This window comes from Bartonella sp. HY328, assembly GCF_025449335.1.
Taxonomy (GTDB): domain Bacteria; phylum Pseudomonadota; class Alphaproteobacteria; order Rhizobiales; family Rhizobiaceae; genus HY038.
This window is the reverse complement of record NZ_CP104883.1, coordinates 2,841,497-2,864,028: the sequence shown is the minus strand read 5'-3', so window position 1 is coordinate 2,864,028 and position 22,532 is coordinate 2,841,497. Positions and strand designations below refer to the sequence as shown.

At 43.9% G+C, this 22,532-nt stretch carries 14 protein-coding genes; all 14 read left to right on the top strand.

Annotated features, from left to right (window positions below):
• Positions 1–4 precede the first annotated feature (4 nt).
• The 14 genes from ugpE to N5852_RS12175 all read left to right on the top strand — a co-directional run bounded on the left by ugpE (position 5) and on the right by N5852_RS12175 (position 22,026).
• Positions 5–856 (top strand): sn-glycerol-3-phosphate ABC transporter permease UgpE, encoded by an 852-nt coding sequence (gene ugpE / locus N5852_RS12240; RefSeq protein WP_262098052.1) that lies wholly within the window; start codon positions 5–7, stop codon positions 854–856.
• Position 857: 1 nt separating this feature from the next.
• Positions 858–1,901: a sn-glycerol-3-phosphate ABC transporter ATP-binding protein UgpC gene (gene ugpC, locus N5852_RS12235; protein ID WP_262098051.1), complete on the top strand. Its 1,044-nt coding sequence runs from the start codon at positions 858–860 to the stop codon at positions 1,899–1,901.
• 61 nt (positions 1,902–1,962) lie between these two features.
• Positions 1,963–2,697, top strand: coding sequence for a glycerophosphodiester phosphodiesterase (locus N5852_RS12230; RefSeq protein WP_262098050.1), 735 nt, complete (start codon positions 1,963–1,965; stop codon positions 2,695–2,697).
• A 373-nt stretch (positions 2,698–3,070) separates the two neighbouring features.
• Positions 3,071–5,269, top strand: coding sequence for a trypsin-like peptidase domain-containing protein (locus tag N5852_RS12225; protein WP_262098049.1), 2,199 nt, complete (start codon positions 3,071–3,073; stop codon positions 5,267–5,269).
• On the top strand, positions 5,266–7,017 hold the full coding sequence (locus tag N5852_RS12220) for a hypothetical protein (protein ID WP_262098048.1): 1,752 nt from the start codon (positions 5,266–5,268) through the stop codon (positions 7,015–7,017). Before N5852_RS12225 ends, N5852_RS12220 begins: the two co-directional genes overlap by 4 nt.
• 224 nt (positions 7,018–7,241) lie before the next feature.
• Complete coding sequence (locus N5852_RS12215; protein WP_262098047.1) at positions 7,242–10,349, top strand: virulence factor SrfB; 3,108 nt, start codon at positions 7,242–7,244, stop codon at positions 10,347–10,349.
• A 113-nt stretch (positions 10,350–10,462) separates the two neighbouring features.
• A complete protein-coding gene (locus tag N5852_RS12210; protein ID WP_262098046.1) occupies positions 10,463–13,162 on the top strand; it encodes a virulence factor SrfC family protein in 2,700 nt (899 codons plus the stop codon).
• A gap of 261 nt (positions 13,163–13,423) precedes the next feature.
• A complete protein-coding gene (locus N5852_RS12205; protein ID WP_262098045.1) occupies positions 13,424–14,620 on the top strand; it encodes a hypothetical protein in 1,197 nt (398 codons plus the stop codon).
• Complete coding sequence (locus N5852_RS12200; protein WP_262098044.1) at positions 14,617–16,647, top strand: vWA domain-containing protein; 2,031 nt, start codon at positions 14,617–14,619, stop codon at positions 16,645–16,647. The genes N5852_RS12205 and N5852_RS12200 overlap by 4 nt, the downstream gene beginning before the upstream one ends.
• Before the next feature lie 38 nt (positions 16,648–16,685).
• A complete protein-coding gene (locus N5852_RS12195) occupies positions 16,686–17,426 on the top strand; it encodes an ABC transporter ATP-binding protein (protein ID WP_262098043.1) in 741 nt (246 codons plus the stop codon).
• A complete protein-coding gene (locus tag N5852_RS12190) occupies positions 17,423–18,616 on the top strand; it encodes an ABC transporter permease (RefSeq protein WP_262098042.1) in 1,194 nt (397 codons plus the stop codon). The genes N5852_RS12195 and N5852_RS12190 overlap by 4 nt, the downstream gene beginning before the upstream one ends.
• The gene (locus N5852_RS12185) at positions 18,606–20,210 is read left to right on the top strand and encodes a formylglycine-generating enzyme family protein (RefSeq protein ID WP_262098041.1); all 1,605 of its coding nucleotides are present in this window, start codon (positions 18,606–18,608) and stop codon (positions 20,208–20,210) included. Before N5852_RS12190 ends, N5852_RS12185 begins: the two co-directional genes overlap by 11 nt.
• Before the next feature lie 684 nt (positions 20,211–20,894).
• Positions 20,895–21,602, top strand: coding sequence for a YMGG-like glycine zipper-containing protein (locus tag N5852_RS12180; protein WP_262098040.1), 708 nt, complete (start codon positions 20,895–20,897; stop codon positions 21,600–21,602).
• A gap of 73 nt (positions 21,603–21,675) precedes the next feature.
• A complete protein-coding gene (locus tag N5852_RS12175; protein WP_262098039.1) occupies positions 21,676–22,026 on the top strand; it encodes a hypothetical protein in 351 nt (116 codons plus the stop codon).
• The last annotated feature ends 506 nt before the right edge of the window (positions 22,027–22,532 follow it).

Below are 22,532 nucleotides of genomic sequence, written 5' to 3'. Positions count from 1 at the left end.
GATCATGGTAGAAAATAGACCCTTTTTGGTGTTCCTTACTTATTTCACTCTTGTTTTAGGTATCGTTCTTACCTGTTTTCCCGTTTATATTGCCATCATCGCATCAACTCATGGTTCGGATGCATTTTCCACGGGCTCTTTACCACTTCTACCCGGTGGTCATGCCATCGAAAACTATAGCTCGGTGCTTGGCATTAGTAAGACAGAAAGCGGATTGCCAGCGATGTGGCCGCTATTAACCAATTCATTTATCATGGCAATGGGAATTTCAATTGGTAAAATTGCGATTTCGATTATCTCTGCCTATGCTATCGTCTATATGCGTTTTCCATTTCGTAAAACTGCTTTTGCATTAATTTTTGTGACGCTGATGCTACCGGTAGAGGTACGCATTATGCCTACCTTTCAAGTGGTTGTCGATCTAGGTTTGTTGAACTCCTATGCTGGTATGATTATTCCGCTGATCGCATCTGCAACGGCTACATTTTTGTTTCGGCAATTCTTTTTAACTGTGCCAGATGAATTGTTGGAGGCGGCACGAATTGATGGGGCAGGGCCATTTAAATTCTTTAAAGATATTTTATTACCGCTAAGCAAGATTAATTTGGCCGCTTTATTCATTATTCAATTTGTCTATGGTTGGGTACAATATTTATGGCCACTTATTGTCACTACGGATGCTAAATATCAAACAATTTTGGTCGTGATGCGCCAGCTTTTTGTGGAATCTTTACAAGCTGACCCAAAATGGAATATTTTAATGGCAGTTGCAGTCCTTGCCATGTTGCCGCCCGTTATTGTGATTGTGTCGATGCAACGCTTATTTGTTAAAGGCCTTATTGAAACGGAGAAATGAGATGGCTTCGATAAAGCTTTCTAATATTAAAAAACAATATGATAATGGCATAACCGTGATTGAAGGACTTAATCTATCGGTTAATGATGGCGAGTTGGTGGTTTTGGTTGGGCCGTCTGGCTGCGGTAAATCCACCTTATTACGCATGGTGGCAGGTCTTGAGCAAATATCTGGCGGTGAATTATATATTGGTGACAAACTGGTCAATAATATCGAGCCAGCCGAGCGTGATATTGCAATGGTTTTTCAAAATTACGCACTTTATCCTCACATGAGTGTGCGCGGTAATCTTGAATATGGTTTAAAAAATCGCAAAACTCCAAAAGATGAGCGTGATAAACGCATCATGGAGGCGGCCAAGATGCTTGAAATCGAACCGTTTTTAGATCGTAAGCCACGGCAATTATCGGGCGGGCAGCGCCAAAGAGTGGCGATGGGACGCGCTATCGTGCGTAAACCTAAATTATTTCTTTTCGATGAGCCATTATCCAACCTTGATGCTAAATTGCGCGGTCAAATGCGGGTAGAAATTAAAACATTACAAAGGCGTTTAAAAACCACCAGCCTTTATGTAACCCATGACCAGTTGGAAGCTATGACTTTGGCGGATAAATTGGTGGTGATGAATAAGGGTAAAATTGAGCAAATAGGCTTGCCAGTTGATATTTATGATAAACCGAATACTTTATTCGTTGCAAGTTTTATCGGCTCGCCGCAGATGAATTTTGTAGATCGGTCAGTGTTAAGTGCAATTGGTGGCGATGGCATGGTGTTTGGTAAAGAGGCTGATTATATTGGCTTTAGACCTGGTGCTGTGTTGTTGGGTGAGCCGCGTCAGGATTGCCTCAACTTTAATGCTAAAATTTTGTTGGTGGAATTAATCGGTGCAGGTTGCCAAATTTTGGTTGAGTGGCAAGGGCAACAATTAACCATCGAATTGCCGGATCGTTTACACCAAAATGATGAAGGAAATTTACAGTTTTCAGTGCCGCTAAAAGATCTTCACCCCTTTAATAAGCAAAGTGGTTTACGGATAGAGGGTTAGGGGCAAATTTTTTTATCAGTGTTTTAAGCGGTTAACTATTTTTGTATAATGAGAGGTTGCTATGCATAAGCCTAAAATTACAGCGCATCGTGGCGGCGCGGCACTTGCGCCAGAAAACAGCCTTTCGGCTTTTATGAATGCCGTCGTACTTGGTGCGGATGAAGTGGAATGTGATGTCCATTTGCTAAAAAGCGGTGAGGTTGTGGTTTTTCATGATTTTCATCTTGAGCAACTAGCAGGCAGAAGTGGTGATATATCCGAGCTCAACAATGATGAACGCAAAGCTTTGCGCGTAAGCGGCGGTCATGAAGCGCCGCCTTTGCTTGAAGATGTGCTTGAGGCTTTCGCTCCAAGCAATCTTGGTTTGCATATTGAAATAAAGACCCGTGGCAATAAGGCGGAAGAACTAGTTTTAGCGCAAAAATCATTGGCTTTGATTGAAGCCCATAAAATGGCCAATCGCTCATCGGCAATTAGTTTTGATGGTGATTGTTTAAAGCCATTTATTGAGGCAGGTATTCCATCAGGCCCTTGTGTTGAGCGCATGCCAGAAGATTTTTCTGCCTATTTTGCCGCTTGTCGTAATAAGGGCTATCGTGACTTAAGCTTTAATGGCAGTGCAACTTCGGTTGAATTTGCGAAAGCTGCCATTGACGAAGGTTTTCAATTGGGTGTGTGGACTATTAATGGCCCTGCAAGGCTTGCCCATTGGCTCAAGCAACCGGTTAAATATGTCACAACCGATCAGCCTGACCTTGCTTTAAAAATGCGCAAGGAAATATGTAAGTCTTTATAGTTGTTGTTTCGCCCCGCTATTTGGCAAGGCTATCATCATATGCAATGGGCATGAATATATGCTGGATTTTTACAAAAATAGAATGAAGTAATAAACTGTGTTTTATATTAACAATTTCTAATTTTTAAGATATTTTTGTAAAAGGAATAACATATTATAGTTTTTCTAATATAAACAATTATGGATAGTTGAACTTGTTTCTTGATTTTTTTCAGCTAATCTGCTTTCACTTTTTCTTGACTATTTTATAAAACCTATTGGTATTTATCAATGGTGGGATTGGGGCGGGGCATTTGCAAACAAAACAACAGAATTTATTATTTTTGCAGCATTTATTATTTTTATTGCCGTTAGCAATTAAAAAGGGGATGAAATGGATAATTTCAACTGCTTTTTAAAAAGTAATAATTTGCAAGAGTTTGACTATGCTTGTTTTGAAGGTAAAGCCGTTGTTCATTCCTTTGATGAGGTGGAGGCCTATTTTTCTCGCCATAGCGGTGTGAATAGCCATTTTATTTTTGCCAAGCCCTTTATCAGTGAAACGCGCGATAATAGTGGGGATGTTGTTTCTTGGTATTGCAACGAGCATGGCAGCGCCATTGCTTGGCAGGATCTTGACGTGGGCACCAAGGCAAGGGTGGCTCAAGAACTGCAAAAAGAATGGCAAAATATTTTGACAATCTTTGCTGCAAGTTCTCTTTTGCCAATTGTAGAGCGCTGGTTTAACATTGCTGATATTAGTCAAGATTTATTATTGGTAGCAAATCGCCCGATATTGACTAATTGGGGGCTTTTACCAAAAGTAATCAGCAAAGATGAGACGACACGCATAAATCATTTTAATAATGGATTGGGTCATGTAATTGGTGTTAAGGCTGCTTTGCCTTTTTATGATACTGATAGCGATCTTTCCACCCCTTTGATAGGAGGCCAGACTGTGGCTGCAAATGATGGCAATCAGCATCAAGGCTCGCAATTAAGCCAAAATGCCCATAACCAGAATCCAGATGCAACAAGAGTGCATGAGACGCATCAATATGTGACAGTACCGCCATCAAGAGGTGGTTTTTTATTGCCGCTTATTTTTTCAGGGGTTTTTCTTTTTCTCATTGCGCTATTGATGCTGGTTTATTTTCTACCAGCGGGCAATCTTGGAATTAAGGTTTCGTCAACTGAAAAAGATGAAGCTATTGCTTTGCTGGAAACACGCCGTGATGAATTGAAAAATGGTTTGAGCAATTTTAGCTGCCCAATAGCTGAAGCTGGCCCGCAATCGGCAGGACGTACCCAAGGTGGTGGATCAGGCAATAGTGGTGATGGCGTAATAAGTGCGATTGATCCTAATTTGCCATTACCTGATATTTCTGGCGCGCTGGTTGTTCCAACCAGCGGACCGATTGCTCATGCGGAAAAAGCAACCGTTCTTATCATGGTGGAAGATGATAGCGATGAAGGCGGCAGTATGGGGTCGGGCTTTTTTATCAATGAAACCGATATTTTGACCAATCTCCATGTAGTCGGTGAAGCCCAAAATGTTAAAATTATTAATAAAGAGCTTGGTAAGACATTTGACGCCAAAGTTGTTGCTCGTTCTCGTGGGGAGGCGCAAATCGGCGCTCCTGATTTTGCGGTTTTAAGAGTAAGCGGCGCCCGTGCCCCAGCCGTACTTGCTATTGCTGGCAAAACCGCTAAGGGCGAAAGTGTTATTGCAGCTGGTTTCCCTGGTATTATTATGGAAACCGACACAGTATTTCATCGCTTGTTGCGTGGTGATGCAACCGCCGCTCCTGAAATGGCGGTAACGCAAGGTATGGTAACCACTTTTCAGCAAGGTATTGAAGGTTTGGAATTAATGCTGCACACTGCAGCAATTTCCGGTGGCAATAGTGGTGGGCCACTTATTGATTATTGTGGCCGTGCTGTTGGGGTGAATACATTTTTACGCTCTGGTGGTTCAGAAAATTCACCATTAAGTTTTGCACAGCGCACCAGTACCTTGACCAGCTTTTTAAAGCGCTCCAATGTGGCTTTTAAATTTGATGATACCCAGTGCAATCCGCAAGCGCAGCAACCAGCTGTAGCGCAAGGCGCACCTACAACTACTGGTGAGGGGGCAACTACTGGTGAGGGGGCAACCAATGGTGAGGGGGCAACCAATGGCGCACCAGCAACCAATGGCGAGGCAGCGCCAAGCAGCCCAGCGGCTCCTAATACGCAGCCAAATAATGCAACACCAGAAGCATCTCAACCCTCAACAGCGCCAAGCACTAATGGTAATGCTTCTCCTGTAACCGGTGGGAGCAATAATGGTGCGGCTAATTCGCCTGCAAGTCCAACGCCTTCAACTGGCGGTGGTGCCAATGGTGCGACGCAAACTCCTTCAACGAGAACCGCGCCTTCTACGCCATCAACCAGTGGTAACAGCACTGCAACGCCGCCTACAAGCAGTGGAGCAGCCAATGGTAGCCAATCTTCAAGCCAGCCATCAAGCCAGCCATCAAGCGATCAGTCAACTCGGCCATCAACAAATTCGGGCAATCAATCTTCTAGCCAACAGGGGAATGCACAATGAACAATATTCGTCTTGCAATAACTCTGCTTAATAATTTGCGCCCTGTTGGCCCAGTTAGTGAACGCGATCACGCTTTATTGACAGACCGCTTGGTGAGCGAACTTGGTAATGATTACGCTAATTTTTTGGCTGAACCTATTCCTTCGGGCAACGGTGCGCAAGTTGATTGGTATATTAATGCCAATAGTCGCCCACAACCAATGGAAGAGCTTGACCCACAAAGTAAATCGGCATTGCTAAGTGCAGCTGAAAGCCGTAAAATGTCGGTTATTACCTTGGCGAACCGTCTTGAGCAGGGATCACGCGGTGATAAGGAAATAGCCAAGGCCTTGCGTAATGCTATGATTACCCCTGATAGCGGTTGGCTTTATGATGTTGATGGCAAGCCCGTATTAGTTGGTTGGGGTTATGTCTCAGCGCAAAATGAACAAAGAGGCATGGGGCCAACAGCTATTGGTGCAACAAGTACTGCCACTCATGCGCGTAATAGTCAAACCGCCGAACAATCAAGCGCTGCGCAATCCGTAATCCAACAACCAGCGCCACAACAACCAACGGGTGAACAGGCAAATATAGGGCAATCAACGCCAAAAAATGCGCAGCAATCAACCCAATCACAACAAACCAGCCAAACGCACAACACCCACAATGTTGAGCATGTGGTGCATACAACCACCTATCATCATAATAGCGTTGTTGCAAAACGCCCTTTTAATTGGCTTGCCTTTATTTTCTGGCTGCTTTGTGCTGTGCTTGCCCTTATTTTCATCTGGCTTTTATTGAGCTCGTCGGCACTTAACCGATGGAGTACAGTGGTTAATGGGCCAAAAGTTGAAATTGGTGGCGAAAATGATCCTAGCTTGCAAAAAATTGCTGATTTAAACAAGGAAATCACCAGCCTTGAAGATCAAGCACGCAAAAAACAGCAAGACTGCATTGAGCAACAAGCTGCCAATGAGCCACCTTCAAATAATAGGGGCAATCGCAATCCAAGGTCAGATGATGGTAGAAATCCATTTGAAAATGACCAGCCAGAACAACGTGCGGATCGCGGTAATGGCGGTAATGATGGTGGCAATAATGGTTCGGGGCCCAATAATGGGCAACCCAATATTACAATTATTATGCCACAAAATGGTGGTAATGCGCCGGAGCAGCGTGTAGAAATCGTTCCTGTGCCAGTACCAGAAACACCTAGACAACCAACACTTCCTCAGCCAACGCCGCCAGAACAACCTGCTGAACCTGAACAGCCCGCAGAGCCTGAGCAGTCACCCGAACAACCACAGCAAACTGAGCGTCAGCGTGAACTTGACGATGTGATTAATCGGGCAGGGGTAAGAACGGGTGCGTTGCAAATTACCCTTATCTGGAAAGGCAAATCTGATCTTGACTTATCGATCCGCTGTCCAAATGGCACGCGCGTTTATTTTAAACGCCGTTCAAGCTGTGGTGCAACGCTTGATCGTGATGCCAACCAACGCCCTGATATGCTATCGCGTGAACCGGTTGAAAATATCTATTGGAGTGATCCATCAAGGATTCCACCAAAGATTCCGGTTTATGTAGATTATTATGACAATCATGGTGATCCGCGTCCTAATACGCCGTTCCGTTTGCGTATTCGTAAAACGATTGTGGATCCGCAAACCGGCGAGTCTAAAATTGAGGATAAGATCATTGATGGTGTTGCCAATGGCTCGCGTCGTCGCAGCCCAAGGCAGATTTATGTCATCACCAATCCATAATTGAACATTTATACTCCGTGAATTTCGTTTAAATGAACGGAGTATAATTTTTATCAAAAGCGCTTTTGGTTAAGGTTGAAAATCAAGTGGAAAAAGCGAACAATGATAAAAAGGATATATACTTTGCAGATTTTTAGGTTTTGAAAAGAACAAAGTATAAGAATATTATTTTATTCCGTATCACCATTCGGATTTAACAATTAAAACAGAATGAAGCACACCTAATGATCGAGCCAAAAGATATTGTTCTTGTTCCAAACAGCGGTATTCAATTTGTAACGCTGCCTTTTGCTTTTGATAAAATTAGCCGTTTTGATCGGCCTTTTATTGAAAAGCGCATGGAAGTGCGCAGTGACGGAAAACCGGTTTTTCGGCTTTTTCCGGGTTGGAATGAGGTTGATCCGCAGGCGGATGCGCCTTATTTTAGCGAAGAGGGTGATGAGGAATATTCGGTCAATAAAAATAAAGCCTTGGAGCCATTTTTAAATCAATGGGTACCATTGCCGTTTTTACGGGCATTGCCAGGACGTGATGCTAATGGTTTAGAAAATTATGACACTGGCCCAACCAATTGGTCGCGGGTACGGGTTATTAAAGCGCCGCATAGCGATGATGCAGACGCACCATCGCATATGGCTGTTTTTGCCTTTGATACAGCGGTGGAACAGCATGGCAGTGGTAGCGGCGATCCGCAATCACGACCATGGCCTTATACGGCGCCCATTGCCAATGATATTCTTAATCCGCAAGAATTTTCGCTTGTAAGCATGATTAGCCGCAATGGTTGGTTTTTGGGCGATCCACGTAAGCACCCAATTAGTGGTGAGGAAATGGATTTTCAAAGCTGGGCTTTAAGCTGGATTGAAAATCTTTTTGTTGCCCATCGAGAAACAGAATTAGGCCGTAAACTACGTGAAAGTGATCGGCGTTTTGCGCTTGAGCATGCGGCGCGTTGGTTTGCTTTTATTGAATTATTGGGCATTGGCTGCACGATTCCAAAAGTGCGCTTTATGGACACGATTTCTGGGCAATCCCATGTACGCCCCGTTGATGTTGATCTTGTTCTTGATATTGGTAATAGTCGTACTTGCGGCTTGCTGATTGAGAATTATCCAAATGAGGATAATGTCGATCTTAATAACTCGATGATTTTGTCTTTGCGTGATTTAGAACGTCCAGAATTACAATATAGTGAACCTTTTGATAGTAATATTGAGTTTTCACAAGCCACCTTTGGTGATGATACATTGTCGCGTCTATCGGGGCGACAAAGGGCGTTTTTATGGCCAGGTGTAGTGCGGGTTGGGCCAGAAGCTTCGCGCCTACGTGCAATCAAGGGCGGTACTGCCGCTGTTGGTGGTATATCTAGCCCCAAACGCTATTTATGGGATGTGCAAGAAGTTAACCAGTCTTGGCGTTTTCCAGCTTCGCAATATTTAGCTGATGGTGCTGCGCCGCCAATTAGCCGTATCGTGCGGCGGTTTTTAAACCGTAATGGTGATGTGATTTCGCAAATACGCAAAGATCGCGCTTTATATAAGCGCCTTTATGGCAAAAGAAGTGATAGCGAATTAATGCAGCCAAGTCCGGCTTTATCCTATTCGCGCTCATCGCTTTATTCATTAATGATTGCTGAAATTCTCTTTCAAGCCATTGCTATGATTAATAATCCGCAAGTGCGTGCCGAGCGTAAGCAAAGCAACGCACCGCGCCGCTTGCGCCGCGTGATTATGACCTTGCCGTCAGCCTTGCCAACACTTGAACAACGGCTCATGCGCTCACGGGTTGAAGGGGCAGTTAATCTTTTATGGGAGTTGATGGATTGGCATCAGTCGTCCAGCCCAAGTCTTGCTCGCCCAACAGTACAAGTATCATGGGATGAAGCAACCTGTGTTCAATTTGTTTGGCTCTATAGCGAAATAAGTCGTCGTTTTGGTGGGCGTATTGTTGAATATTTTGATCTGTTTGGTAAGCCGCGCCAGCGTTTTGAAGCGGGGCAAGAGCCAAAACCAGATACGCCGCTAGAACCATCATTACGTATTGCTAGTATTGATATTGGCGGCGGTACTTCGGATTTGATGATTACCACCTATTATCAAAATGATGATCGCGCTTTGGTTCCTGTGCAAACCTTCCGTGAAGGCATTGGCATTGCTGGTGATGATATTACAAAATCGGTGATTGAGCGGTTAATTTTACCGGCAATTTCACGTCAATTAAGCGCATGTGGGGCAGGTAATCCACGCGCCATTTTAAACGAGCTTTTTGGTGGTGACCGCTCTAACATGGCTGAACAGGTCAAGGATCAGCGCCGCGAAACGGTGATTAAAGTTCTAATGCCAGCAGCACTCGGGCTTATGTCAGCCTATGAGGAATCCGGGCAGGATCGCTATGAAATAATTCATACCAAGCGACTTGATGAATTAGTGCCAGCTTTACTTAAAGATAATTATCTTGACCTTACTTATGTTCATGAAGCAGCACGTGCCGGCGGCGCGGTTGATTTTAATATTGGCGATACACCAATTGATCTTGATTTCCAGCGTTTACGCTCAGCGATCAATGAAACGTTGCAAATCGCGCTAGATTGTTTAAGTGAAGCCATTAGCCATTTTGATTGCGATAAAGTATTGCTTTCAGGTAGGCCATCGCGCTTGCCTGCTATTCACGAATATTTGGAAAATAGCCTTGCCGTTACTCCTGATAAGATACAACCATTACATCGTTATCGGGTTGATATTTGGTATCCATTCCGCTCGCGCAGTGATGTGACGATTGGTGATCCCAAAACCACCGCTGTTGTTGGTGCAATGCTTTGTGCTTTAGCCGAAGGTTCGATAGTTAATTTCAGCCTGCAAACCCATAAATTGCAAATGCGTTCCACTGCTGCCTATATTGGCGAGCTTGGCAGTGATGGCGTTCTTGAACAATCACGGGTGTTGTTTACGGCTGAAGAATTGCAGCAAAATGGTGCGGTTGAAGCCGAGCATAAGCTAAAAATTTACACACGTGCGCGGTTAGGATTTCGACAATTGCCATTACAACGGTGGATTACCAATCCGCTTTATCAATTATCCATTGATGAAGGGGCTGGCAATGTTCCCCGTCCGATTGAAATCACCATTGCTCGCGAGGTGCAAGAGGACGAAAGCGGCGATAGTGCATCGGTTTTAGAACAAGAGGCATCCAAAGAAGAGCTTACCATTAGAGAAGCATGGGATGCGAATGGTGCTGATGTGCGCCGTTCCATTAATTTGACATTTTGTACTTTGCAGCTTGATGATAAATCGAGTGAATATTGGCTGGATTCTGGCACATTAACGGTTCTATAAATATCGAAATATTGCTGTTTAAATAAGAGCAATATTTCGTCATAAAAGATTATATTTGTTTTATCGTGGTTTTAATCGGCTTTGGTTAAAACCACTTGCAATAGGTAAGTAGCATGAAGGCGAATGAAAATTTGGGCTTGGCAGCCGATACCACCAAAGAGACTGCACGTGCGGCGCTTGATTGGTTGCAAAAGGCTAATAATCGCGCATTGGTTGGCGATCAAGCAGCCCGTATTGAGCGCGCCTTGCGCCTTGGTATTGTTAATGCTGGTCAGCTATCAAAAGCTGCGCGCCGACCAATGGCGGTTGCGGTATTTGGTGCAAGCCAAGTAGGAAAGTCTCACTTGATTTCAGTGCTAGCCCGTAAGGGCGACGCTTTAATGGCGCGTTTCCAAGGCATGGAAAAGCCAGTTAATTATATCACAACGATTAATCCAGATCGCGGTAAAGAAGCAACCGGCCTTGTAACCCGCTTTACCATTCGTGACCCAAAAGCTGCCCCTGATGGTTTTCCCGTTCATTTGCGGCTATTAAGCCATGCCGATCTTATCAAAATTTTTGCCAATGCCTATTTTTTTGATGGTCAACCAGGGCGATATGAGACTTGGCCAACAGAAGATGAGATTAAGGCATTTCTTGCGCCTTTTCGCAATGGCGCGGCGCAAAGTGGTGGCGATAGTGGCGAGCCTAATGGTCTTACCATTGAAGATATTTGGGGCTTGGAAGAATATTTTAATAAAACCCTTGCCGAGTTTGAATTAACCAAACGTCTTGGCTCGTTTTGGGTAGTGGCAGCCGATATTGCACCGCGTCTTAGTTTGCCAAAACTCGCAGAATTTTTATCGCTTTTATGGGGGCGCCATCAGGTAATCAGCGATGTTTATCTTAATCTTGCCAAAAGCTTGCAAAGCTTAAATTTTGCTGAAGAAGTATTTGTGCCGTTTAGTGCTATTGATATTTCAGCCGAGGATCAGCAATCTATCCTTGATGTTGAAACCTTAAGCGATATTATTGAAGAAGACGCGGTTAAGCTTGATGTAGCAACGCCAAATGGCAAAATTGTTGCGCTTAATAAGCCGATCATTACTGCACTTACAGCGGAACTATTGATTAATCTTGCTGATAATCCTTGGCCTTTTTTCGAGCATACGGATTTGCTCGATTTTCCTGGCTATCGCACCCGTGGTTTGCCGCAAGGCAGCGGTGAAGAAGAGGAGAGCGGCGCAAAAGGTTTAGCACGTTTCTTAACCGAGGCGCCGCGCGAAACCATGGCTTCGCTTATTTTGCGTGGTAAAGTTGAATATCTTTTCCAACGTTACTGCAATGAGCAAGATATTACTGCCATGCTGTTTTGCGTTAAAGAAAGCAATTTAGACGTTAATCAGCTTGCCGATGTTGCAGCCAATTGGATTGCCACAACCCATGGTGGGCGACCAAATGAACGTATTGGTAAACCGCCACTATTATACTTTGTATTAACCCGTTTTGATATGCATTTTGAAAAAAAGGCTAATGACTCGTCCATGGGGTTAAAAACGCGGTTTGAAGGGCGGATGATGGCATCATTGATTAAGCCATTTGGTTCAAGCCCTGATTCATGGGTCAAACAGTGGACACCGCAACAGCCATTTCGCAATATGTTTTTAATGCGCAACCCCAATGTTATGAATGCCGATATGTTTACCTTTGATAGTGGGCGTGAGGTGGATATACGCGAAGACCGTAAGGATTGGGTCAAAGAGTTGCGTGATGGCTTTTTAGAAACCGATTATGTGCAAGAGCATTTTAACGACCCACAAACGGCATTTGATGAAATGATGCGGGTTAATGATGGCGGTGCAAGCTATATTGCTAAAAGCCTTGCCCCAGTTTGTCGTCCTGAAATAAAATATCAACAAATTGCCTTTCGTCTTAACAAGCTAAATACAGATTTATTAGCAATATTAAAGCCGTTTTATACCACAACAGATCTTGGCAAACGCTTGGCAGAGCGTGAAGAAATCGCACGCAATGTGGTGGACGCTCTTTACACTGCAGAGGAAAACTATCACCGTTTTGGTACATTGCTAAGCGGTTTAATGCTTGATAATGCTAGTATTACCGATCAACTTTACGAAGCATTGATCGAAATGGATCGCCATCCTATTAGCCAAGATGCAGTGGCAACGCCAAGCGCACCGCGTCGCTTGCGTCCTTGGGAAAAAAAGGAAAATACAAGCGATGATAATGGTGACACGGTGCAAGCCGCGTCTAGTATCAATAATCGTCGCGAGGGAAAATTTGTAAGTGCTGCCATGGCAACTTGGATAAGTCACCTTTATCGCCAAGTCGATAATCCGCATTTCTTGACGGAAACTAAAATGGATCCTAGCCACTTACGCGAAATGGTTGATGATATTGTTTTTGCTGCCAAACGTCTAAAAATGCCTGATGCCATGGCGGAAACCATTAAGCGAGTTGCCTTTGTTGATCGCCGTGATGAGCAAATTTCTAAAGCAGCGTTAGTGAGCGAGCGTTTCCTTAATCGCTTTATCGCCGATCTTGGTGTTTCACTTATGGAAAAGAATGAGCGACCCAAAAATGACTATGCCGAGCCGCCACGCATTGTCTTTGATCATGGACCATCACCGTTTAATGCAAAGGGTATCGGCCTTGAGCCAGCAACAGCCTATCTCACAACGCTAGAAGATTGGGCGATTGCCTTTATGGCACTTGCTAGCGATAATGCAAAAAGCGAAGAGGGTTTAACCATAGATATTGAACAAAATGCCGCTTTGGGGAGAATTATTGATGCATTACATCCAGCCGACTAGCGAGTGTTGCTTAGGTTTTAAATATGGTGCTTGTATTTGATTTGCTTAAAAACAAATACAAAAGATGAATAATTAGAAAATATTGATATTGTTCAAAATTAAATTTTGAAATGATCTGGATATAAGTTAAATTACTGTGCGTAAAAAACTATTTTTCATTTTCAAATGGAAAGGTCTTTACAGTTTGGCTAACTTGTATTTGTAATAGGCAAACTTATTTTAAGATTTGTTATCTTTAAGATTGATGTGGAAGAGGAAAAAATGGCTGAGATCATTGCCGCTCTGGAATTTGGCCCCGGTCATGTTTGGTTGATTTTTGATGAACCTATTGCTGATGATGCAGTCATTCATATCACGCGTGACTCTGATAGCGCAGGTAATCTAGGGCCCAATGGTTGGCAGGCACAATCCTTTGGCATTGATCCAATACAAATTGATACTATGGCAAGTGGCGCACGCGTTTTGCTGGGACCTGATGTGGTTGATTATGTGCTTGATGGTGAAGCTGTAACAGTGAATGCTGGTAAAGTTGCTTTTTTTGCTTTTTGGCCACCTGTAACGCCAGCTCCTAAAAAGAGCCGCAATAGTGTGATTGATGGCGGAAAAGCAAAAGAAAAGATTGAACCAGTTTTTGCGGCCGAGCCTGTGGAGCCAGAGCCAAAGCTAGAACCTGCTCCTGAGATTAAGGCAGTTCAAGATACAGCGCCAGCTGTTGAACCGCCGCGCACAGCTGAATTTTCGCATAATGAAAATATAAAAAATGCAGTAAATGCAGCGCTTGCTGGACAAAATAATTTTGGTAGCAATGTGCCAAAGAAAAAATCTATGGTTATGCCTTTTGTGATCATTGGGCTCATTGCTTGGGTTGCCATTCTTGTGGGCGGCTATTTTATTTATAGTTCATTTTTTAATCAACCTACAGAACAGGTTGCAGGCGGTGAACCGGCAACGCCGGGAGCATCAAATGAGCCACAGCAGCCCACACCATCTGAACCTACACCAGCTGAACCTAATCCAGTTGAACCAACGCCACCAGAGCCAGTTGTTGAACAAACGCAGCTACAGCGTGATTTTGCTCTTGGTCCAGATGGTTGGAGTGGTCTTATAACAGCACCCGATACTGATCCGCAGCGGCTTTTTGATCTTGGTCGGAGTTTGCGCAATGATGAGGGTGGCAATACCGATATTGGTTTTGAAGCAATTTACCGTGCTGGTGAAAGAGGCAATCGCGCAGCGCTTGAATGGTATGCCAAGGCTAATGATCCAACATCAAACGCCACTGGCAATGATCGTATAACGCCTCCCAATATTCGTCGTGCTTTTGAAAGCTGGACCAAATTGGCCGAGCAAGATGCTTCCATGCGTGAAAATATAACCCGCCTTTGCAATAATTTACGTGAAAAACGCTATTCTGGTACAGCGGATGAACGCACAACCTTTCAGGATTACTGCCAATGAACCATACTTTTCGCTCTTTAGCGCCAAATTACGTTCACTATTTTGGCCGCGTCATAGGTCTTGCGCTTGTAAGCCTGCTCATTGCATTACTGTCATTAACGCAAGTTCATGCGCAAAATGCAGATCGTGAAGCTTTAAAGCAAGAAGGACGGCAAACCCTTTATCAGCGTATTGTCACTAAACCCGGCGCAATTTTGTTACCGCAAAGCAATTCACCCGATAGCGCAGGTAAGCCTTTACCTGCCTTTGAAATTTATTATGTGTTTGCTCGTCAAAATGGTGTGTTGGAAGTGGCAGGTAATAGCCGTGGTGCGACGCAGGGCTGGATAAAGCAAGAATTTGCGGTTGATTGGAAACATTCCATTGTTGCAGCTTTTAACAATCGCGTTGAAGTCGGCCGCGAACGCCAACTTTTCTTTGCTGATAAAAACAAGCTTGTTAATGTTATTGGCGCAAGTGACGTTAAGGAAAAAATTGCTGCCCTTCGTCAAACCCCAGGACAAGCAGGCAGTCCAGTTATTGCTTTAGAGCCAGAAAATATCCCGTCAATTGACGAGAATTTCTATCTCCTGCCAATTTTAGACTTTGAAAAAGGCTGGTTGCATGATGATGCCGAAGGTACCTTTTTAGGGGTAGGATCAATCACGCAAAATGAGCAAGCTGGTCAAAATCCACAAACACCAGCCACAGCACAAAATCAAGCGGGGCAAAATCCTAATTCGCCTAACCAACCGGCTAATGATGCTAATGGTCAACAAGCTGCTCATAATGAACCCAAAACTGGTGTGATGTTTGTCATTGATACCACCATTTCGATGCAGCCCTATATTGATGCAACGCGTGATGCTGTTTTAACATTGAAGGGCGATATTGAAGATTCTGGAAAACCAATTAATTTTGGTCTTATCGGCTTTCGTCAAAATGAGACAACCAATCGCGGCATTGGCTATCATGTCAAAGTGTTCCAACGGTTGACGCCAACTGCCACCGCCGATGATTTTGTAACTGAAATTAGCAAGATGAAAACGGCAACTCGCTCAACCCAAGGCATAAATGAAGATGCGCTAGGTGGTGTTTTTGCGGGTCTTGAGGCCGGTGATTGGGATGCGTTTGATTTAAAATATATGATTTTGATTACCGATGCGGGCCCAAGAAAGCCAGAACATGGCGACAATTTTGCAGGTTCCTTGTTTGTTGACGAAATCAACGAGCTAGCCCGTAAAAAGGGTATCCGCATCACCACCTTGCATGTGCGTACCCCTGAAGGTGCACGTGACCATCAATATGCAGAAGACGCCTATCGCCGCTTGTCGCGTATTGCTGGCGGAACACTTTATACACCAATTACGACTACCGATGTTTCGGGTTTTATTGATCAAATTCGCCCAGCCGCAACCCAAATTGTAACTGATTTAAATAATATTGCCGCTGGTCGTTTAACTGAAGCTCCAGCTGAAGACGACAATTCAGCACCGGCGCAAATTGCCCGTGCTAGCCGCGCTATGCAGCTTGAATATTTAGGGCGGCGAGAAAATACTGCCGCGCCAGCTTTTTATGAAGCATGGACGATAGATCGTGACTTTGATCAGCCAGCCATTAAGCCCGCTCTTGATATTCGTATTATGCTCACCAAAAACCAGCTTTCTACCTTGTCGGAAACTTTGCGCACCATTGTTAATCGTAGTGAGGTAATGAGCGGAGATCCTATGGAGTTTTTCCGTGATATTCGTGATTTGGCAGCGCGTGCTTCAAATGACCCACGGCAATTAGCTGCAGATGCACCGCTAGGTGATGCTTTTGGCGAATATTTGGAAGGGTTACCCTATACCAGTCAAATTCTTAACCTAACACCCGAGGATTGGGTACAAATGCCAGCCTCGCAGCAACGTGACCGCATTTTGGATCTAAAATCGAAACTTGCCTTTTATGAGCGGGTGCATAATGACCCAAATGCTTGGTTGCAACTGCAATCTGATGCAGCGGCAGGTGAGTTTGTAACGACTATTTCACTTGATCGCTTACCGTGATCTTTTGCCTTTAGGGATAACAAATTAGGGACATTATTTTGGCTCGTATTTTTGTTGAAAACATGACAAAAACGCTCACCGACCGTGAGCGTTCCTTTTGCTTAAATATTCCTTCATTTTCGTTGCAAGAGGGGGATAAAAAAGCAATTGTTGGGGCAACGGGTTCAGGCAAAACAACAGCGATGGATTTATTAGCGCTTGCCAGTCGCCCACAAACATCTGATTATTTCGAGCTTATTGGCGATGAGTTTGGCACAATTGATGTTAGTGCCAAAGCTATTCGTCGCGAAAATGGACGCCTTGCCCAATTGCGCGCTCATCTTTTTGGCTATGTGGTACAAACAAGCCCGCTTTTTTCATTTTTGACAGTTAAGGAAAATGTTGCCGTACAGCAAAAATTGGCAGGGCGACGCGATGATGATTATATCATGGCACTTTTGCAGGCAGTTGGCCTTGGCAATGATGGTGATGCCCATCCAAAAGATCTATCAATTGGGCAGCGACAAAGAACCGCTATTGCCCGTGCGCTTGCTCATCGTCCAGCTTTTTTGATGTGTGATGAGCCAACGGGTGCATTGGATGATGAAACTGCAAATATTTGCATGGAGATGATCACCAGTGTTGCAGAGTATACAGGTACTGCAATTGTTATGATTACCCATGATGTTGGCTTGGCAACACGTCATGGTTTTAGCTTGGTAAAGGTGGAGCGGGAAAACATCAAACCTGGTTTTTCGCAGGCTATTTTATATGATACAATAAGCGAGGTTTCGGTATGAGGCTTGGCTTTTATCTTGGGCTTCGTACAATTCTTGGACACCCACGCGGAGCTTTTTTATCGCTTTTAGTGCTTGCCGCCATGCTTGCCCCCATTTTAGTGCTTTGGGGTTTGAAAAGCGGTACATTAACTGCTCTGGTTAATGAATTGCGTAATGACCCACGTAATCTTGAAATACGTCTCATCGGCGATCATCCTTTGGGCGTTGCTGAACTTGCTAAGATTAAAGGGCTTGAAGGTGTTGGATTTTTTCAACCAACAACCCGTGGTTTAGCAGCGCGCGCTTGGCTATCTCCAAAAAATCATGGTGGGCGTGAGGCTGTTTCGCTTTTGCCGGGCGGCGATGGTGATCCCCTTTTACCGCAAAATATTGCTCCACCTAATGTTGGTGAGACGGTTATTTCAAAACGTGTTGCCGATAGTTTAAAAGTGGTAATTGGCGATGAAGTCATTTTACGAACGCAACGTGAAAGCGATAGGCTAACATTAGCGCAACCATTAAAAATAACTGCCCTCATTGATGCAGCTCAGGCATCAGGCAGTCAGGCGATTGTCAATGCAACATTGGTTGAAGAAGTTGAGTCTTTTCTTGATGGTTTTGCGATTGATCGCTTAGAGCTTGCTGGGCGTCCCATATCTGAGCGGCACTTACGCCACGCTAATCTGCGTCTTTATGCCAAGCAAATTGAATTTGTGCCCAAATTAGCACAATCGATTGAGGATCTTGGCTATCCGGTAAGTTCGCGGGCGGCAGATGTTGAAAAGCTGGTTTCTATTGAAAAGGCTTTAAATGGCATTATTGCAGTGGTGGCAAGCTTATTGATCATTTCATATTTTGGTGCAGCAAGCGCCAGTATTTTAGGTGTGTTTGACAAGCATCGCCGTGATATTGCACTTTTACGCCTTATGGGCGGATCAAAAGCGACTATCTTTTGGTTTGTTGCTGGTTTTGGTTTAACGACGGGCCTCATTGGGCTTTTAACCGCAATTGGACTTTATTTAGGCCTTGCAGATTTTATCAATAGTCGATTTTCCCTTGGTCTTGCCAGTGGTGCGGCCAATTGCTATTTGGAGCCAATGCAGCTTGTCGCTGCAGGTTTGGCAACTATGTTCCTTATTCTTATTGTCACCGCGCTATCGGCATGGCGTTTTGTGACTGTTGCACCGGGAGGGGCTCTTCGTGCTGAATAAATTTAATCCAATTTTATCATCATTTAAACCGTGGCGTAAATGTGCTTCTGCCATCAGTATTGCTGCTTTATCATGGGTCACATTTAGTGGTAGCGCACTTTCTGCTGAGTGGACAATGCGGGTTTGGAACCCAAAGCCTGCAGATGGTGATGTGGTTATTGATTTACCCTGTGATGGCAAAATCGTTTTTCGTGCCGTGCAAACTGTGGTTATGGACGAAAATTCAACAAGCGCACCCTTAAGCGATAGCCCAGTAAGCCTTGGCGCGACTGAGGGTGAGCGTGCTTATATGGAATATCGCCGTGAAGAGCATATTAGTGGTGCATTAACCAATGAGCGCGGCAATTTCTTTTTAATGGGAAAATATGAAATTAGCCATGCGCAATATCAAGCGGTGATGGCAGATAGTCCCGAAAAATGTCCCACCCGTATGGGGCCACCAGATGCATTACCTGAAACGGGTATTAGCTGGTATGATGCGGTGGAATTTACCCGCCGTTTAAATGCTTGGCTTTACAAGGATGATCTAGCCCAGCTCACTGCAATTGGCGCGCAAAATGGTTATGTTCGCCTCCCAACTGAAGTTGAGTGGGAATTTGCCACCCGTGGTGGTCTATCGGTTAGCGCAGCCGAACGCAGCAACAGCCGCTTTTTCACCAATGGCTCTATTGATGATTATGCTTGGTATAATGGCGCACAATCAGCAAGCGGCAAAGCAAAACCAATTGGTCAAAAAAATCCTAATCCCCTTGGTCTTTATGATCTTTATGGCAATGCCGAAGAAATTATGCTCGATCCGTTTCGCTTAACCAGACTTGATCGCTTGCATGGCGCAGTTGGTGGTTTTGTTGTGCGCGGTGGTTCGTTCTTAGATAATCCAGAAACTTTAACTTCGTCGCGTCGTGATGAATATCCATTTTTCTCGCAAGATTCAAAAGGTGAAATGCGGCGCCGTACTGCTGGTTTTAGATTAGTCATCAGCACCCCATCCATTGGTGACCTTGCTTCTGTTGAGCGTTTGGAAGCGGCGTTTAAGGAATTAAGTAAGCAAGTTGAGGGAGATGCTGCCAATCAACCTAGTATGCAATTGCAAGAAATTGAAGCGCGGATTGAAGGGCCTTTGAAAACAGAAATTGCTGGCTTGCGTACTCGGTTGGAAACAGAGTTTACACGCCGAAATGACGTTGAAAATCGCAGTTTACGCCGTGCGATTTTTAATGCCGGCATGTCGGCACGTGAATTACATTTGGCTTCACGCGCCCTTGATAATTTTTATGCGAATTTAAATGATCCTGATTTTCCAGCCGATTTGAAAGAAAGCACAAGAACGCGCTTTAAACGCGAGCGTGAAAATTTTGATATGTTTGTGACGATATATACCGATTCTATCGTACAAATTGCAACAGATCAGGGCAATAAGGTTGCAGTGCAAGGTGATATCGTTAAGCGTGAATTGACCGAGCAAAAGCGTCAAGCATTGGTGCGCTATGTCGATGAGGCCATGCAACAAATAGCCGATTATCATGCTGGCAATGTTACTCAAACCCGTGCCATTGTCGATAGGCTTATCGGCGCCCATCCATGGTTTAATTAATCGATCTGGGACAGAACCTTAAACATTCATCATTGAAAAAGGAGCTTTTACGCCCCTTTTTTTAATGAATATAAGTCGATGCAATAATAAGCAAAAATTAAATATGCTAATATAGGATACATTAGCATTGCTGTATGTTAAAAAATGTAAAGATTTCTTTTTAAATTAGTATTTTCTTATACTTAGCAAGCCTTAAAATTTCTTATTTTAATATATTTTGAAATCTTAATAGTGAATTGCTTAGCATTATGGTTAAGAAAAAGCCTTCTACCGTAATGATTAAATTGGGTTTTGATGTTTTACTGTGTAAAGTTAATAATTGGTAAAAATAAGGCTTGTCTTTTATTGGGATTTTGTTGTTGATAAGATGCCTTGATTAGAAATGTGGCAAATTTTGCATAAATTGGCTGGCAGGGGATTTGACAGCAGTTTTTTAATTGCAATTGAAAAGCCAAATGTGGTGAGAGGGATAGGCTAAATTTGGAAATTTGGGCAACAGATTATTTCATGTAATTTGTAATATGCCTAAGTGTTATGGTTTAATCATTATTTCCCAAGAGGGAATGATCTAAGCTTTCATGGGCTTAAGCTATAATTTTTGAGTTTAGCAACAATATATGCAGCTCCTGCAATGGTATGAAGCAAGGTAAGTTATAACATAGATCGTCATTACAGGAGAAAATAATGTCCTTTATTTCCAAGCGGATTGTTGCAGGTCTTTTAGCTGTTTCAGTTTTGGCAAGTGGTTGCACCAATACAACGACTGCGATTGACCCCTCAACGATGACCCCAACGGAAATTGCCTTACGTCAACAGCAAACAGAACGTACCCGTATTGTACAAGGTGTTGCAACTGGTGCTGTCATTGGTGCGCTTGCAGGTGCAGCAATTGGCGCAATTGCTGGTGGCGATAGCCGCTCAATCACACGTGGTGCAATTATCGGCGGCGTTGGCGGCGGTGTTATTGGTGGCGCAGATGCAAACCGCGTCAACCAACAAACTCGCGGTATTGCAGCTGAACAGGATAGTTTACGTCAGATTATCGCAAGTGCCGATAAGAGCATTGCCCATTATAGTAAAATCAATGGTTTGACCAATCGTCTAATCAGCGAAGAAACCACACGTCTTGCAAATAGTAAGAAGAACCTTGCAAGTGGTGCGATGTCAAAAGATGCATATCGCAAACAGGTGGAAAGCGCACGTGGTAATGTTAAGGTTGTTAGCCAATATGTTGAGCAGGCCGATCAGGATCTTAATGATTTGAAGCGCGCTACCGCTAACAGCAACAGCGCAGCTGCTAAGCAACGTGTTGCCCAGCTAACCACACAGCGCAACCAGCTTAAGAGCCAGTTGGCACGTATGCAAACAGCCGTTAGCCGCGCTGATAGCTAATGATATAGCCGCTGCTGATTTGGTGATAATGTCACCCATATCGGCAGCTTTTTATTAAAGGATTAGTTAAGATATGACTGGTTTAACCAAAAAGTTTTTTCAATTGGTTGTCATTGGCATGTTGGGCTCTGTAACGGCTCTTAGCGGCTGCCAAAGTTCTTGCACAGGTGACGCACGTTTTGACGGCTATTATTGTGCCCGTTCCAATATTTCAAATGGAACCTATAGCCAGCAAACTGCACAATTACGGCAAACTGCTGTAAACCGCCAAGCCAAGGCAAGCCAATTGCGCCAGCAATATAATCAGGCGCAAGCTCGTCTTCGTGCAGCGCGAAATAATCGCGCAACACCAGCTGCAGATCTTTTACGTCTTGAACAAGAGGTAAATTCACTGCAGCGCGCACTTAACCAATATGCTGGTTAAGAATAATAGTTAAGTTTAACTTTTATTATTTGTAAATAATTGGCACTGGAGATATGTGGCTATAAATAGCAAGCCCATATCAACAGTGCCATTTTGATGTATAGATTTAAGAACTTGACCAAAAATTAAGTTTTCGTGATTTCAGTTGTAGTTGATTTTCTGTTGTTACCACAAAACAGCGGCTTAAATGACGTTGACCAAAATTAATTGCAAACGACTGTGAACGCAATTTTAGGCGTTATGCAAGCGATAGTTTAGATGATGAATGGTCAATTATCGAACCGTTTCTTCAAAAAACTGTACTGTTGGACGCCCTTTGACGTATAAACCATGCGATATTTTGGATGCTCAGTATATAGTGGAACTTACCTGGTTTAGATTGCATGTGGGGATATTTAAATAAGTTAAAATAAACCAATTATCAGAATTCATTTTCTAATATTGGCATATAATGCCCCCAAACAGCATATTTACCTAACTGTTTAGAGGCATTGTATCCTTACAGC

Excerpts from the sequence above, each read along its gene's own strand:
- N5852_RS12200 (WP_262098044.1), top strand. The coding sequence starts at position 14,617 with ATGAACCATACTTTTCGCTCTTTAGCGCCAAATTACGTTCACTATTTT.
- ugpC (WP_262098051.1), top strand. The coding sequence starts at position 858 with ATGGCTTCGATAAAGCTTTCTAATATTAAAAAACAATATGATAATGGC.
- N5852_RS12180 (WP_262098040.1), top strand. The coding sequence starts at position 20,895 with ATGTCCTTTATTTCCAAGCGGATTGTTGCAGGTCTTTTAGCTGTTTCA.
- N5852_RS12190 (WP_262098042.1), top strand. The coding sequence starts at position 17,423 with ATGAGGCTTGGCTTTTATCTTGGGCTTCGTACAATTCTTGGACACCCA.
- N5852_RS12230 (WP_262098050.1), top strand. The coding sequence starts at position 1,963 with ATGCATAAGCCTAAAATTACAGCGCATCGTGGCGGCGCGGCACTTGCG.
- N5852_RS12215 (WP_262098047.1), top strand. The coding sequence starts at position 7,242 with ATGATCGAGCCAAAAGATATTGTTCTTGTTCCAAACAGCGGTATTCAA.
- N5852_RS12205 (WP_262098045.1), top strand. The coding sequence starts at position 13,424 with ATGGCTGAGATCATTGCCGCTCTGGAATTTGGCCCCGGTCATGTTTGG.
- ugpE (WP_262098052.1), top strand. The coding sequence starts at position 5 with ATGGTAGAAAATAGACCCTTTTTGGTGTTCCTTACTTATTTCACTCTT.
- N5852_RS12225 (WP_262098049.1), top strand. The coding sequence starts at position 3,071 with ATGGATAATTTCAACTGCTTTTTAAAAAGTAATAATTTGCAAGAGTTT.
- N5852_RS12220 (WP_262098048.1), top strand. The coding sequence starts at position 5,266 with ATGAACAATATTCGTCTTGCAATAACTCTGCTTAATAATTTGCGCCCT.
- N5852_RS12210 (WP_262098046.1), top strand. The coding sequence starts at position 10,463 with ATGAAGGCGAATGAAAATTTGGGCTTGGCAGCCGATACCACCAAAGAG.
- N5852_RS12175 (WP_262098039.1), top strand. The coding sequence starts at position 21,676 with ATGACTGGTTTAACCAAAAAGTTTTTTCAATTGGTTGTCATTGGCATG.